13 protein-coding genes are annotated in these 13802 nt (G+C 69.7%); 12 read left to right on the top strand and 1 reads right to left on the bottom strand.

Annotated elements, in window-relative coordinates:
* Positions 1–24: 24 nt before the first annotated feature.
* Complete coding sequence (cysS, locus tag MNO14_RS10110) at positions 25–1392, bottom strand: cysteine--tRNA ligase (RefSeq protein ID WP_241943634.1); 1368 nt, start codon at positions 1390–1392, stop codon at positions 25–27.
* Positions 1393–1648: 256 nt separating this feature from the next.
* On the opposite strand from cysS, the gene MNO14_RS10105 reads away from it, so the two are divergent.
* The 12 genes from MNO14_RS10105 (at position 1649) to MNO14_RS10050 (ending at position 13748) form a co-directional block, all read left to right on the top strand.
* On the top strand, positions 1649–2047 hold the full coding sequence (locus MNO14_RS10105) for a hypothetical protein (protein ID WP_343226385.1): 399 nt from the start codon (positions 1649–1651) through the stop codon (positions 2045–2047).
* Positions 2048–2319: 272 nt separating this feature from the next.
* Positions 2320–3330 (top strand): N-acetylornithine carbamoyltransferase, encoded by a 1011-nt coding sequence (locus MNO14_RS10100; protein ID WP_241943632.1) that lies wholly within the window; start codon positions 2320–2322, stop codon positions 3328–3330.
* Between the two features lie 54 nt (positions 3331–3384).
* A complete protein-coding gene (locus tag MNO14_RS10095; protein ID WP_241943631.1) occupies positions 3385–4590 on the top strand; it encodes an argininosuccinate synthase in 1206 nt (401 codons plus the stop codon).
* Positions 4591–4730: 140 nt separating this feature from the next.
* Positions 4731–5183 carry a GNAT family N-acetyltransferase gene (locus MNO14_RS10090; protein ID WP_241943630.1) on the top strand — a complete coding sequence of 151 codons (453 nt, stop codon included), beginning with the start codon at positions 4731–4733 and terminating at the stop codon, positions 5181–5183.
* A 5-nt stretch (positions 5184–5188) separates the two neighbouring features.
* Positions 5189–6292 (top strand): acetylornithine deacetylase, encoded by a 1104-nt coding sequence (locus MNO14_RS10085; protein ID WP_241946315.1) that lies wholly within the window; start codon positions 5189–5191, stop codon positions 6290–6292.
* 106 nt (positions 6293–6398) lie between these two features.
* A complete protein-coding gene (locus MNO14_RS10080) occupies positions 6399–7715 on the top strand; it encodes an acetylglutamate kinase (RefSeq protein WP_241943629.1) in 1317 nt (438 codons plus the stop codon).
* A gap of 10 nt (positions 7716–7725) precedes the next feature.
* On the top strand, positions 7726–8673 hold the full coding sequence (argC, locus tag MNO14_RS10075) for an N-acetyl-gamma-glutamyl-phosphate reductase (RefSeq protein WP_241943628.1): 948 nt from the start codon (positions 7726–7728) through the stop codon (positions 8671–8673).
* A 70-nt stretch (positions 8674–8743) separates the two neighbouring features.
* Positions 8744–10039: an argininosuccinate lyase gene (gene argH, locus MNO14_RS10070; protein ID WP_241943627.1), complete on the top strand. Its 1296-nt coding sequence runs from the start codon at positions 8744–8746 to the stop codon at positions 10037–10039.
* The gene (locus tag MNO14_RS10065) at positions 10036–10302 is read left to right on the top strand and encodes a YciI family protein (RefSeq protein WP_241943626.1); all 267 of its coding nucleotides are present in this window, start codon (positions 10036–10038) and stop codon (positions 10300–10302) included. The genes argH and MNO14_RS10065 overlap by 4 nt, the downstream gene beginning before the upstream one ends.
* A 10-nt stretch (positions 10303–10312) precedes the next feature.
* Entirely contained in the window at positions 10313–11461 is a 1149-nt protein-coding gene (proB, locus tag MNO14_RS10060) for a glutamate 5-kinase (RefSeq protein WP_241943625.1), read from the top strand.
* Positions 11458–12933 (top strand): PA2928 family protein, encoded by a 1476-nt coding sequence (locus MNO14_RS10055; protein ID WP_241943624.1) that lies wholly within the window; start codon positions 11458–11460, stop codon positions 12931–12933. The genes proB and MNO14_RS10055 overlap by 4 nt, the downstream gene beginning before the upstream one ends.
* Positions 12930–13748 (top strand): hypothetical protein, encoded by an 819-nt coding sequence (locus tag MNO14_RS10050; RefSeq protein WP_241943623.1) that lies wholly within the window; start codon positions 12930–12932, stop codon positions 13746–13748. Before MNO14_RS10055 ends, MNO14_RS10050 begins: the two co-directional genes overlap by 4 nt.
* The last annotated feature ends 54 nt before the right edge of the window (positions 13749–13802 follow it).

The following is a 13802-nucleotide window of genomic DNA, read 5'->3' as shown; positions in this document are numbered from 1 at the left end:
CTGTGCATGCGGTATTCCTTGAGCTCAGCCCCGCTTCCACCGCACGCCCTGCGGCGTGTCCTCGAGCACGATGCGTTCGGCGGCCAGCTGGTCGCGGATGGCGTCGGCGCGGGCGAAGTCGCGGGCGGCCTTGGCGGCCACGCGTTCGTCGATCAAGGCCTGGATGCGGGCGTCGTCGTCTTCGCTGGCGCCGCGGGCGAACCAGTCGGCCGGCGCCTGCTGCAGCAGGCCCAGGGCGAGACCGGCGCCGAGTAGCTCGGTCTTCAGCGCCGCGCGCGTGGCCTCGTCGTCGGCCTTGCGGGCTTCGCCGGCGATCCGCGCGATCTCGGCCAGCGCCGCCGGCGTGTTGAGGTCCTCGTCAAGCACACGCTCGATTGCCTCGGGAATCCGCGGCGTCGCATCGATGTCGGCCAGATCGCGCAGCGTCCCATACAGCCGGTCCAGCGTCCGCACCGACTGTTCGATCAGCGCGTCCGACCAGTCCAGCGGCTGGCGGTAGTGCGCCGACAGCAGCGCGTAGCGCAGCGCCTCGGGCGGGTGGGCGCGGACCAGGTCGTGCACGCGCTCGATGTTGCCCAACGACTTGGACATCTTGCTGCCGGCGAAGGTCAGCATGCCGTTGTGCAGCCACACGCGCGCGAACGGTGCGCCGCCGTGCGCGCATTCGCTCTGCGCGATCTCGTTCTCGTGGTGCGGGAACTGCAGGTCGACGCCGCCGGCGTGGATGTCGATCGTGGTGCCCAGATGCGCGGCCGCCATCGCCGAGCACTCGATATGCCAGCCCGGGCGACCGCGACCCCACGGCGAATCCCAGCCGGGCAGGGCATCGGTCGAGGGCTTCCACAGCACGAAGTCGCCGGGGCCGCGCTTGTAGGGTGCGACTTCGATGCGGGCCCCGGCGAGCATGTCGTCGGGGTCGCGGCGCGAGAGCTTGCCGTACCCGGCGAAGGTGTCGACCGCGAACAGCACGTGACCTTCGGCGGCGTAGGCGTGACCGGCGGCGATCAGCGATTCGATCATCGCGATGATGCTGTCGATGTGCGCGGTCGCGGCCGGTTCGATGTCCGGCGGGGCGACGCCGAGCGCGGCCATGTCTTCGCGGTAGGCGGCGACGAAGCGGTCGGTGATCGCCGAGATCGGCACGCCCTGGGCGGCCGCAGCGGCATTGATCTTGTCGTCCACGTCGGTGATGTTGCGCGCGTAGCGCAGCGCGCCGTACCGCCGGCGCAGCAGGTCGGCGAGCACGCCGAACACGACCGGGCCGCGGGCATTGCCGATGTGCACGTAGTTGTAGACGGTGGGGCCGCAGACGTACATCGTCGGGCACGCGGGGTCGAGTGGGGCGAAGGGCTCCACCTGACGGCTCAGGCTGTTGTACAGGTGCAGGGACATTGCGCGCTCGCCGGATAACCGCTCGATTCTAGCGGCGAGGCGCCGCCGGTGACAGGCCGCGCCACAGCCTTTGGACACCGGCCAATCGGGCCGGATCACGACAGCGAGGATTCAGCCCCGGTCGCCAGGGGGCGCCTACACTGGTTCGGTGCCCACGCTCGCCCGTCGAATCCGCCGCTCGTCCATGCCGGTGCCCGTTCTGGCCCTGCTGGCCGTGGCTGCGCCCGGGGCGGCGTTCGCACAATCGGCGCCGCCCGTGTCCCCGACGCCGCAGCAGATCGAGAACGCACGCATCGAGTACGCCCAGGTGCTGCGCGCCGAGCCGGTGTACCAGACGTTGCGCGCCACCAGCATGGTCGAGCGTTGCGAGGCGACCACGCCGGTGACGGCCGAGGCGCAGCGTCGCGGCTTCGCCCGGGTGGTGGGGGCGGTCAAGGACGTGCTGCGTTCGGACGACGACAAGGTCGAGGAGGTCGACCGCTCGGCCGGTGGCGACTGCCGCATGGTGCCGGTCGAACGCGAGTTCCGCCGGCCGATCGCCTATGACGTCGACTACGTGCACAAAGGCGTCAAGTACCGCTCCCGGCTGCCCTACGATCCCGGCAACCGCTTGCGCGTGCGCGTCTCGGTGACACCGGTCGTCGAGCCCAGGTGAGGGGGAGGTCTCGCGCCTGTTGCAGCGCAGCGCGGCGCGTGCGAGGATGCGCGCCCATGACCGCATGCCGCGCCGACGCCGATATCCTGACCTCCGCCCGTATGGCGTCGGGCATGACCTCGCGCGCGCGTCGACCGCAAGCCCACATCCTCCCGGGCTAGACGGAACCTGCCTGCGCGTCCGCGCGGTATCCGACCAAACCCGGCCCATGCCGGGTTTTTTCGTTTCCGCGCCGGCCACTCCTTTCCCGCCTTCCCACGAGCCCATTGCCGATGACCGCCATCCGCCATTTCCTCAACACCCAGGACTGGAGCCGCGCCGACCTGGACGCCGTGCTGGCCGATGCTGCGCGCTTCAAGCGCGAGAGGCTTGGCGACGCGCTCAAGGGCAAGTCGATCGCGCTGGTGTTCTTCAACCCGTCGATGCGCACGCGCACCAGCTTCGAGCTCGGCGCGTTCCAGCTCGGCGGCCACGCCATCGTGCTGCAGCCCGGCAAGGACGCCTGGCCGATCGAGTTCGACCTGGGCACGGTGATGGACGGCGACACCGAGGAGCACATCGCCGAAGTCGCGCGGGTGCTGGGCCGCTACGTCGACATGATCGGCGTGCGCGCGTTCCCGAAGTTCGTCGACTGGCAGTACGACCGCCAGGACATCGTGCTCAAGTCCTTCGCCAAGTACTCGCCGGTGCCGGTCATCAACATGGAGACCATCACCCATCCCTGCCAGGAACTGGCGCACGCGCTGGCCTTGCAGGAGCACTTCGGCACGACCGACCTGCGCGGCAAGAAGTACGTGCTGACCTGGACCTACCACCCCAAGCCGCTCAACACCGCAGTCGCCAACTCGGCGCTGACCATCGCCACGCGCTTGGGCATGGACGTGACCCTGCTGTGCCCGACGCCGGACTACGTGCTCGACGAGCGCTATATGGACTGGGCCCGGCAGAACGTCGTCGAGAGCGGCGGCTCGCTGGCCGTCAGCCACGACATCGACAGTGCCTACGCCGGCGCAGACGTGGTCTACGCCAAGAGCTGGGGCGCGCTGCCGTTCTTCGGCAACTGGGGGCCGGAGAAGCCGATCCGCGACCAGTACCAGCACTTCATCGTCGACGAGGCGAAGATGGCGCTGACCAACAACGGCGTGTTCTCGCACTGTCTGCCGCTGCGGCGCAACGTCAAGGCGACCGACGCGGTGATGGACTCGCCACAGTGCATCGCCATCGATGAAGCCGAGAACCGCCTGCATGTGCAGAAGGCGGTCATGGCGACCCTGATGCGCTGACCCGCGCCGCATCCTCATCCAACCCCTTTTTCGCCTCTCCACGGACCACGCCCCATGACCAGCGCCAGCACCTCCCGCGACATCGTCCTCGCCTTCTCAGGCGGCCTCGACACCAGCTTCTGCGTGCCTTACCTCAAAGAGCAGGGCTGGACCGTGCACACGGTGTTCGCCGACACCGGCGGCGTGGATGCCGAAGAGCGTGCGTTCATCGAGCAGCGTGCGGCCGAACTGGGCGTCGCCAGCCACGTCACCATCGATGGGGGCCCGGCGATCTGGGACGGCTTCGTCAAGCCCTTCGTCTGGGCCGGCGAGGCCTACCAGGGCCAGTACCCGCTGCTGGTGTCGGACCGGTATCTGATTGTCGATGCCGCGCTTGCGCGCGCCGCCGAACTGGGCACGAATGCGATCGCGCACGGCTGCACCGGCATGGGCAACGATCAGGTGCGCTTCGACCTGGCGGTCAAGGCGCAGGGCGATTACCGCATCGTGGCGCCGATCCGCGAGATCCAGAAAGAACACACCCAGACCCGTGCCTACGAACAGGCGTATCTGGAAGAACGGGGGTTTGGCGTGCGCGCCAAGCAGCAGGCCTACACGATCAACGAGAACCTGCTGGGCGTGACCATGTCCGGCGGCGAGATCGATCGCTGGGAGGCGCCGGGCGAGGGCGCGCGCGGCTGGTGCGCGCCGCGTGCGCAGTGGCCGGAAGCGCCGCTGCAGGTCACGCTGCGTTTCGAGCAGGGCACGGCGGTCGCCCTCGATGGCGAAACGCTGCCGGGCGCGCAGATCCTGGCCAAGCTCAACGCCCTGTTTGCGCCCTACGGCGTGGGACGCGGCGTCTACACCGGCGACACTGTGATCGGGCTCAAGGGCCGCATCGTCTATGAGGCACCGGGTCTGATCTCGCTGCTGGCCGCGCACCGCGCGCTCGAAGACGCCGTGCTGACCAAGCAGCAGAACCGCTTCAAGCCCGAGGTCGCGCGCAAGTGGACCGAGCTGGTGTACGAAGGCTTCTTCCACGATCCGCTCAAGACCGACATCGAGGCGTTCCTGACCTCGTCGCAGGCGAACGTGACCGGTGAGGTCGTGCTCGAGACCCGCGGCGGCCGCGTCGATGCGGTGGCGGTGGCGTCGCCGCACATCCTCAACGCCAAGGGTGCGACTTATGCACAGTCGGCCGACTGGGGCGTCGAGGAGGCGGAAGGGTTCATCAAGTTGTTCGGCATGAGCTCCACGCTGTTCGCGCAAGTCAACCGCTGACGTTGGCTCCCTCCCTCCGGGAGAGGGGGCACTGCAGTAAGCCTTCGGAACCGACCCAGGCGCTTCTCGACGTGTCGTGAGGCGCCCCTCATCCGCCCCTTCGTGGGCACCGTCTCCCGATGGGAGATGGAAATGTCGTGATGGACCTCATGCACGCACTGCGCATCAGCACCGACAAGCAGGAACTGGATCTGACGCTGATCCATCGCTTCCTCAGCGAGCAGGCCTATTGGTCCCCCGGCATCCCGCTGGAGACGGTGCGGCGGGCGATCGCCGGTTCGCTGTGCTTCGGTGGCTATGTCGAGGGGGCATCGCAGGTGGCGTTCGCACGGGTGATCACCGACGGCGCGACCTTCGCTTACCTGGCCGACGTGTTTGTGCTCGACGCGCATCGCGGTCGCGGCTACGGCAAGCAGCTGGTGGCGGCGATCATGGCCCATCCGCAGCTGCAGGGCCTGCGCCGCTTCATGCTCGCCACGTCCGATGCGCATGCGCTGTACGCCCGGTACGGCTTCGCCGCGCCGGCACGGCCGCAGACGCTGATGGAAATCGCCCATCCCGACCTCTATCGCAGCCCCACCACGGTGGCCTGATGACCATGACCGATCTGCTCACCTCCACGCTCGATCACCTGCAGGCGCTGGTGGCCTTCGACACCCGCAACCCGCCGCGCGCGATCGGCGCCGATGGCATTTTCGACTACATCCGTGCGCAGCTGCCCAGTTTCGCAGTCGAGGTGGTCGACCACGGCGCGGGTGCGGTCAGCCTGTACGCGGTGCGCGGCGCGCCGAAGGTTCTGTTCAACGTGCATCTGGATACCGTGCCCGACTCGCCGGCCTGGTCGGCCGATCCGCATACGATGCGGCGCCTGGACGACCGCGTGGTCGGGCTGGGCGTCTGCGACATCAAGGGCGCGGCCGCGGCGTTGATTGCTGCGGCCAACGCCTGCGACGGCGATGCGGCTTTCCTGTTCTCGTCCGACGAAGAAGCCAACGATCCGCGTTGTATCGCCGCGTTCCTGGCGCGTGGGCTGACGTTCGACGCGGTGCTGGTCGCCGAGCCGACGCAGTGCGAGGCGGTGCTGGCGCATCGCGGTATCAGCTCGGTGCTGATGCGCTTCGCCGGCCGTGCCGGGCACGCCTCCGGACGCCAGGACCCGGCCGCGAGCGCGCTGCACCAGGCGGTACGCTGGGGCGATCGCGCGCTCGACTACGTCGCCTCGCTCGACGCCGAGCGTTTCGGCGGGCTGACCGGTCTGCGCTTCAACATCGGACGGATCGACGGCGGCATCAAGGCCAACATGATCGCGCCCGAGGCCGAATTGCGCTTCGGATTCCGGCCGCTGCCGTCGATGGACGTCGATGGGCTGCTGGCGACCTTCGCCGGCTTTGCCGAGCCTGCGGCCGCGCATTTCGAGGAGACCTTCCGTGGGCCGAGCCTGCCGTCCGGCGATGTCGCCCGCGCCGAAGAGCGGCGGCTCGCCGCGCGCGACATCGCCGATGCGTTCGACCTGCCGATCGGCAATGCGGTGGACTTCTGGACCGAGGCCTCGTTGTTCTCGGCCGCCGGTCATACTGCGTTGGTGTACGGGCCGGGCGACATCGCCCAGGCACATACCGCCGACGAGTTCGTGACCCTCGACCAGCTGCAGCGTTACGCCGATGCGGTGTACCGGGTCATCGACGGCGGTTCGCGCACATGAGTGCGTCACCCGATCCGCACCGTCGCGCCGCCGCGACCTGACGCAGCGGCCGATCGTCCTCCTTCCCGTCCGCGCCCGGTGCGCGGCACAGCATAAGCCCAGACCCATGCACGCACACCAACAGACCCGCCAGACCATCGTGCGCCTGCTCTCGAGCATGGCCAGCGCGAAAGAGATCAGCCAGTACCTCAAGCGCTTCTCGCAGCTCGATGCCAAGCGCTTCGCCGTGGTCAAGGTCGGCGGCGCGGTGCTGCGCGACGAACTCGACGACCTGACCTCGTCGCTGTCGTTCCTGCAGGAGGTCGGCTTGACCCCGATCGTGCTGCATGGCGCCGGCCCGCAGCTGGACGCCGAACTGTCGGCGGCCGGGATCGAGAAGACGACCGTCGACGGCCTGCGCGTGACCACGCCCGAAGCGCTGGCGATCGTGCGCCGGGTGTTCCAGGCCGCGAACCTGCGCCTGGTCGAGGCGCTGCAGAAGAACGGGGCGCGGGCGACCTCGATCACCGGCGGCGTGTTCGAGGCGCATTACCTCGATCGCGAAACCTACGGCCTGGTGGGCGAGGTGGAGCGCGTCAATCTGGCGCCGATCGAGGCCAGCCTGCAGGCCGGTTCGATCCCGGTGATCACGAGCCTGGGCGAAACCGCCTCGGGCCAGATCCTCAACGTCAACGCCGACTTCGCCGCCAACGAACTCGTGCGCACGCTGCAGCCTTACAAGATCATCTTCCTGACCGGCACCGGCGGTCTGCTCGATGAGAGCGGCAAGGTCATCGACTCGATCAACCTGTCGACCGAGTACGACCACCTGATCCGGCAGCCTTGGCTGCACGGCGGCATGAAGGTCAAGATCGAGCAGATCAAGGACCTGCTCGAAGGGTTGCCGCTGGCCTCGTCGGTATCGATCACCCGGCCTGCGGATCTGGCCAAGGAACTGTTCACGCACAAGGGCTCGGGTACGCTGGTGCGGCGCGGCGAGCGCGTGCTGCGCGTCACCTCCTGGGACGCGCTCGACCTGCCACGGCTGCGCACGTTGATCGAGTCGAGCTTCGGACGCACACTGGCCGACGATTACTTCGAACGTACGCCGCTGCTGCGCGCCTACGTCAGCGAGAACTACCGGGCCGCGGTCGTGCTGAGCGCCGCCGAGGGCAGTACCTATCTCGACAAGTTCGCCGTGCTCGACGACGCCCAGGGCGAAGGCCTGGGGCGCGCGGTCTGGCAGGTGATGCGCGAGGAGACGCCGCAGCTGTTCTGGCGTTCGCGTCACCACAATCCGGTCAACATCTTCTACTACGCCGAGTCCGACGGCTGCATCAAGCAGGAGAAGTGGAAGGTGTTCTGGTACGGCCTCGACGGCTTCGAGCAGATCCAGCGCTGCGTGGCCCATTGCGCAACACGCGCCGCCACGCTGGCGGGCTGAGGACTCCAACATGAAGGACAAGAAGACCATCGGTATCGTCGGCGCGCGCGGCCACACCGGCAGCGAGCTGATCCGCCTCGTCGCCGCGCATCCGGGGCTCGAACTGCTGTTCGTGTCCTCGCGCGAGCTCGACGGCCAGCGCGTGGCCGACCACAACGACGCCTGGCAGGGTGCGCTGCGCTTCGAGAATCTCGATGCCGACGCGGTGGCGGCCAAGGGCGCCGATGCGGTGATCCTGGCGCTGCCCAACGGCAAGGCAGCGCCGTTCGTCGCCGCGCTCGACGCGGCCCGGCCCGAGACGGTGATCGTCGACCTGTCGGCCGACTACCGCTTCGACCCGGCCTGGTACTACGGCCTGCCGGAGCTGACCCGCGACACCTACGCCGGCCAACGGCGCATCAGCAATCCCGGCTGTTATGCCACCGCGATGCAGTTGGCGATCGCGCCGCTGCTCGATCAGCTCGCCGGCCCCCCGCAGTGTTTCGGCGTGTCCGGCTACTCGGGCGCGGGCACCACGCCGTCGGACAAGAACAATGTCGCGCTGCTGGCCGACAATCTGATGCCCTATGCACTGACCGGCCATGTGCACGAGCGCGAGGTCTCCGCCCGGCTTGGTGTGCCGGTCGAGTTCATGCCGCACGTGGCACCGCATTTCCGCGGCATCACGATGACCGTGAACCTGTGGCTGCGCGCACCGATGTCGCGCGATGCGGTCAAGGCGCGTTTCGAGGCCCGCTACGCGGGCGAGCCGCTGGTCGAGGTGGTCGATGAGGCGCCGTGGGTGAGCCGCATCGCCGGCCAGCACGGTGCCCAGGTCGGTGGCTTCGCGATGGCCCAGGGCAATGGCCGCGTGGTCGTGGTCGCCACGCTCGACAATCTGCTCAAAGGCGCGGCGACCCAGGCGATGCAGAATCTCAACCGCGCGCTGGGATTCGATGAGCTGACCGCAATTCATTGATGCGAATCCCTCGCAAAAGCCCGCACCTGCCTGTGCGGGGATTCACAAGTCCATTCCGAGACGCACTACGATGAGCAATCTCCTCTGGCAGAAGCCCGGCGTCGCCGTCGACACCCAGATCCAGGCGTTCCTGGCCGGCGACGACGTGATCCTCGACCGCGAGTTTTTCCTGCACGACATCGCCGCCAGCGCCGCACATGCACAAGGCCTGCAGCGGGTGGGCATCCTGTCGGCCGACGAACTCGCCGGCCTGGAGCGCGAGCTGGCGACGCTGGCTGAGGACTTCCGCAGCGGTGTGTTCGTGCTCGATGACCGTTTCGAGGACGGCCATTCGGCGATCGAGTCGCGGCTGACCGAGCGCCTGGGCGATGCCGGCCGGCGCATCCACACCGGTCGCAGCCGCAACGACCAGGTGCTGGTCGCCACCCGTCTGTGGCTCAAGGACAAGCTGACGCGTCTGGCCGCGCTGTCGCGCGAGGTCGCGAAGATCGCGCTGGATCGTGCCGAGGCCGAACGCGACCTGCCGATTCCCGGCTACACCCACATCCAGCGCGCCGTGCTGTCCTCGGGCGGCATGTGGTGGTCGGGCTGGGCGGAGGCCTTCATCGACGATGCGGTGCGTGCGGCCGACACCCTGGCGCTGATCGACTGCAATCCGTTGGGCACCGCGGCCGGTTATGGCGTCAACCTGGCACTTGACCGGGATCACACGACCGCCGCGTTGGGTTTTGCGCGGCTGCAGGTCTCGCCGGTCTACGCGCAGCTCTCGCGCGGCAAGTTCGAACTCGCCGCGCTCGAAGCCCTGGGCAGCGCTACGCTCGACCTGCGTCGCCTGGCCTGGGACCTGTCGCTGTTCACCAGCGCCGAATACGGCTTCGTCGCGCTGCCGGCGCAGTACACCACCGGCAGCTCGATCATGCCCAACAAGCGCAATCCAGATGTCGTCGAGCTGATGCGCGCTACGCATGCCAGTGTTGCGGCGGCGCGCACCGAGATCGAACAACTGCTGTCGCTGCCGTCGGGTTACCACCGTGACCTGCAGAGCTCCAAGGGCGCGATCTTCCACGGGTTCGGTCGCGGCCTGGCGGCACTGGAACTGCTGCCGGCCTTGCTGGCGAATCTGGAGTGGCGCGAAGACCGGCTGCGCGCGGCGGTCGATTCGGGCATGTACGCGACCGATGTTGCGGTCGAGGCGGCGATCGCCGGCGTGCCGTTCCGCGAGGCCTACCAAGCGGCTGCGGCCAGCGCCGACACCGCCGGTCAGGGCCGCACCCCCGAGGACAGCCTGGCCGCACGGACTTCGCCGGGCGGCGCCGCCGATCTGCGGCTCGACAGTCTGCGCGCGCGCTGGGAGGCGCTCGCATGAGCACGACGACGCGCTACCTGGTGCTGGCGATGCGGCGGCCCGACTTCGACCCCTCGGTCATCGCGCCGCATCTGGCGTTCCTCGACGACCTGCGCGCCCGCGGCCTGCTGGAGATGACCGGCGGCTTCGGCGACGGCAGCGGTGGGGCTTACGTGTTGCGCAATGTCGCCTCGCTCGAGGATGTCCAGGCCATCGTCGCGGCCGATCCGCTCGCACTGCAGCGCACGAGCGATCTCGTCGTCCGTGAATGGCACACACGCTGAGCCGCGCCCCATGCCCGCTCCCCGCACCGAGGCCTTTCCCGAGCAGGCGCTGCCGCCGTGGCGCCGCGCGGTGCTCAAGGTGGGCAGCAGTCTGCTGGCCGCCGATGGCGGCGGGCTGTCGCCGCAGTACGCCGCCGCGCTCGCCGGTTTCGTGCGCGCCGTGCATGCCGCCGGGCGCGAGGTCGTGCTGGTCTCGTCGGGGGCAGTGGCCGCCGGCCGCGCGATCCTGCAGGCCGGCGGTGAACCGGGCGCACCGATGGCCGAACGCCAGGCGTTGGCCGCGCTCGGCCAGGCCCGGCTGACCGGGTTCTGGCAGGGCTTCTTCGAGCGCCCCGTCGCCCAGGTGCTGCTGACCCACGACGACCTGCGCAATCGTCGCCGTTATCTCAATGCGCGCGCCACGTTGCAGGCGCTGCTGCGCCACCGAGCATTGCCGGTGGTCAACGAGAACGACACCGTGTCGGTGGACGAACTCAAGCTGGGCGACAACGACAACCTCGCTGCGATCGTCGCCGCGCTGGTCGATGCCGACGTGTTGTTCATCGCCACCGATATCGATGGCCTCTACGACGCTGACCCGCGGGTGGAGCCGTTTGCCCGGCCGATGCCGGTGGTCGCCCAGATGAGCGGCTCGCTGCTCGCGGTCGCCGGCGGTGCGGGCAGCAGTGTCGGCACCGGCGGCATGCGCACCAAGCTCGAAGCCGCCCAGCGCGCGGCCTCGGCCGGCATCGCGACCGTGCTGTTCAACGGCCGTCGCGCCGATGTGCTCGAGGCGTTGGCCCACGACCGGCTGACCGGGACACGCATCCATGCGCTGCGCACGCGGCTGGCGGCGCGCAAGCACTGGCTGCGCAACGCGCCGGCCGAGCCTGGCGCACTGGTCGTCGACGCCGGCGCCGCCCACGCGCTGGTGGAGAAGGGGGCGTCGCTGCTGCCCGGTGGCGTGGTCGCGGTCGAAGGGACATTCCGCCGCGGCGACCTGGTCGAGATCGTGTCGCGCGATGGCGGTGGCCAGGACGCGATCGCGCGCGGTGTCAGCCAGTACTCGGCCGACGACATCCGGCGCCTGTTGCGCCGTCACACGCGCGACATCGAGTCGGTGCTCGGCTACAGCTACGGCGGCAACATCGTCCACCGCGACGATCTGGTGCTGACATGACCGGCGCCCAGCGGGGCAAGGCCGTGCTGGCGGTGGGCCTGGGCCTGGCGATGGTCGTCGGCATCCCGCTGTTGATCGCCTGGATGCTGTCGCGCCATGCCGACAGTCGGATCCAGTCCGGCCCGCTGCTGCTCGACGATACCGAGGCACCGCAGATGGCGTTCGTGCTCGAAGACACCCGTGCACAGGCGGTCGAGAACGGCCTCGTGCGCAGCCGCTCGCGCCAGTACGCGCAAGTCGTCGACATGCGCGACGGCCGGCTGCTGTGGAGCCGTCGCCTGGACGCCGAGGATGCGCAGGGTCGCGACTGGGGCCGCGGCACATTGCTCGGTGCATCGCAGCGCAACCTATTCGCATGGCGCAACGCGGTTTACGCCTTCGATCGGACCGATGGCCGCCGGGTGACGCCGGACGGCCCACTGGCCTCGCCGGTGCAACGCGCGCACTACGACGTGCAGGCCGGACAGTTGGCGATCGTCGACGGGCAGGGCCGCGCCTGGCGCGTCGACGGCGACACGCTGGCGACGACGGCGGCAGACGAGATCGATCCGGCGACGCTGTTCGACGAGGCCCAGCCGAGCACGTCCGCGCCTGCATTGGCATTGGCCTCGGCCGCGGTCGACGCCGACGGCCTCTGGACGCTGCTGGCGGCACCCGCCGAGGCGCAGGCGCTGGCCGCTGGGCGCGAGCGCAGCGGCGACGACATGCTCGATGCGCGCCGCCAATGGCTGCGTGGGCGGCTGGATTGGCGATCGCCCGAGGCCAACCGTGTTGCGCCTGTGGGCGAGGCGGTGTTCATCCGCGGCGTGTTTCTGCGCGACCCGGCGCGGGCGCCATTGGACGTCGAGACGGTGCTCTCGCAGGTCGGTGCCGAGGACGAAGTGCCGACGCCCGAGTCGCCGCGCATGCCGCATTTCGGGCGCGAGCCGTCCGATTTCCCCAGCGAGGCCGCCTATCGGCAGGCACGGGCGCGTTACCGCGCGCAGCTCCCGGCGGCGCTGCGCCGGTTCCACGACGAGCAAGCGGACTACCGACGCGCGATGGCGGCCTACCGCGAGCAGCGGCAGCAGGCCGATGCGCGTGCGCGGCAGGCGCGCGATGCGCGCAATGCTTATATCAGGGCAATGCGTGGCCTGCTGCGGCGTGCCCCGCTCGCGGCCGACGATGCGCTGTGGACGGTCGGTGCTAGGCACGATCGTCTGGTCCTGCACGCCCGCGACGCGGCGCGCGGTGCGCCGCAACTGCTCAGCGCGGTCGGCGAGGACGGTGTCGTGAGCTGGACGCTGGCGCTGGGCGTGGAGCGGCTCGATGCGATCTGGCGCACGCGCGACGGCGCCCTGCTGGCCGCTGGTCGCAGCGACGATGCGCGTTCGGATGTGCTGTTGCGGGTGGACCCGGGCCGCGGCACCGGCTGGCGCTACCTGGCGCGGACACGCGACACGCAGCCGCTGGCGCCGGAGGCGACGCGATGATCGAACTGGGGTTGGTGCTCGCGGCGATGGCGCTGGTGGTGCTGGCGTCGGTGTGGGCTGCCGTGTGGCCGCTGCGACACTGGCGACGCGTGCGCCGGATCGCCACCGCTGGCGTGCGTCGCGAGGCCGAGGTGCTGGCGGCGACCGCGGGGCCGGGCGCGGAGACCACGGTGACCTTGGCGTTCGACAACCTGGGCGGCCATCGGATCCAGGAGGCGGTGACGCTGGTCGACACCCGGCCGCAGCTGCGCCGGTTCGCGCCCGGTGCGCACCTGTCGGTGCGGCTGGCGCCGGACCCGCGTCGCGCGCCGCAACTGGTCATCGAAGGCGGGCGTTCGCGCCCGGCCCGCTGGGTCTGGGCCTTGCCGCTGCTGCCGCTGGGCATCGCTGCCCTGTGCGCCTGGCGCCTGCGGCTGCGCCATTACCAGGCCGGCGGCGAGTGGTCGGAGATGTTCGGGCATGGTCAGGCCGAGTTCGGGCTGGCCATCGCGGTGCTGTTGCTGGTGGCGGTGCTGGTGTTCGTCGCCCGGGTGCTGCGGCGCCATGTGGCGACCGTGCCGGCCGAGCTGCGCTACGGCGGCGTGCCGGCGGTGGCCGAGGTGCTGTCGGCCGAGCACACCGGCACGGTGATCAACGACGCGCCGGTGATCGCCCTGCACCTGCGCTTCGTCGACCGTGCGGGCGTCACCCACACGGTGGTCGCCAAGCGTGCGATCGCGCCGCTGCGGCTGGCGCGCGTGGAGAGCGCGCGGACGCTCGAGCTGCTGTATCTGCCCGCGCAGCCGACGCGGATCGCTTTGCCGACGCTGGACTAGGGGCGCCGCACATCCCACGGGCGCCGTCGCGGTGCTACGGTGACGCCCTGTTTC

Origin of the sequence: Luteimonas sp. S4-F44, assembly GCF_022637415.1 — a bacterium.
Taxonomy (GTDB): Bacteria; Pseudomonadota; Gammaproteobacteria; order Xanthomonadales; family Xanthomonadaceae; genus Luteimonas.
This window is presented reverse-complemented; position numbering and strand designations above follow the sequence as displayed.